The sequence below is a fragment of the Sulfitobacter sp. HI0129 genome (assembly GCF_001635395.1).
In the GTDB taxonomy this organism is placed as follows: domain Bacteria; phylum Pseudomonadota; class Alphaproteobacteria; order Rhodobacterales; family Rhodobacteraceae; genus Sulfitobacter.
In genome coordinates this window covers 1-733 of the sequence record NZ_LWGH01000674.1, presented here as the reverse complement: position 1 = coordinate 733, position 733 = coordinate 1, and the positions used below count along the sequence as shown (strand labels likewise).

Genomic DNA, 733 nt, shown 5'->3' with positions numbered 1-733 from the left:
ATCCTCTCCCTGATCGACGCCACGGCAGATCGCCACAAGGGAAACCGCGCCCTGCGGCAGGTCGACCTCGATGCGGACGACTGGCAGATCCTCTTCCGCGCCCTGGTCGAGGCCGAAAGCAGCTACAATCCGACCGCCGTCAGCCCCAAGGGCGCCTATGGTTTGGGCCAGCTGATGCCCGACACGGCGCGCGCACTCGGGGTCGACCCGCGCGATCCCTCCCAGAACCTCGATGGCGCGGCGCGCTACCTGCTCGCCCAGCTCGCCACCTTCAAGGATATCGACCTGGCGCTGGCAGCCTACAATGCCGGGCCGCACCGGGTGCTCGAGTATTCCGGCATTCCACCCTTCGCCGAGACCCGCGATTACATTGCGCGCATCCACCGGATCCGGTCCCGGCTGGCAGGCGCAGCCGTTTCCGCGCCGGACACCCGCATCGCGGACCGGGTTCCAGTCCGCGCGCCCGTCCTCATCGAACTTCAGTAAAACAAGGGAACCTCGCATGCTTCGACATCGCCTCAGCCGCCTCTTGCCTGTCGCCACAACCCTGGCGGCTTTGGCTACGCCTGCTCTCGCGCAGGACTTGTCACCGATCCAGACCATGCTGGAAACCGTCGAGGCCGCGCTGACCGGTCCCATCGGGATCGCGGTTGCCACGCTCGCGGTCATCGGCACCGGATTCATGTGCATGATGGGGCGGCTCAACTGGGGCTGGTTCGCCTCGGTCATCATC

At 66.6% G+C, this 733-nt stretch carries 2 protein-coding genes; both read left to right on the top strand.

Features of this window, described 5'->3' with window-relative positions; genetic code table 11:
- Positions 1–486: lytic transglycosylase domain-containing protein (locus tag A3764_RS17140; RefSeq protein WP_236628233.1), on the top strand; the 486-nt coding region annotated here is incomplete at its 5' end.
- Between the two features lie 16 nt (positions 487–502).
- The coding region (locus A3764_RS17135) for a TrbC/VirB2 family protein (RefSeq protein WP_067951821.1) at positions 503–733 on the top strand (231 nt) is incomplete at its 3' end.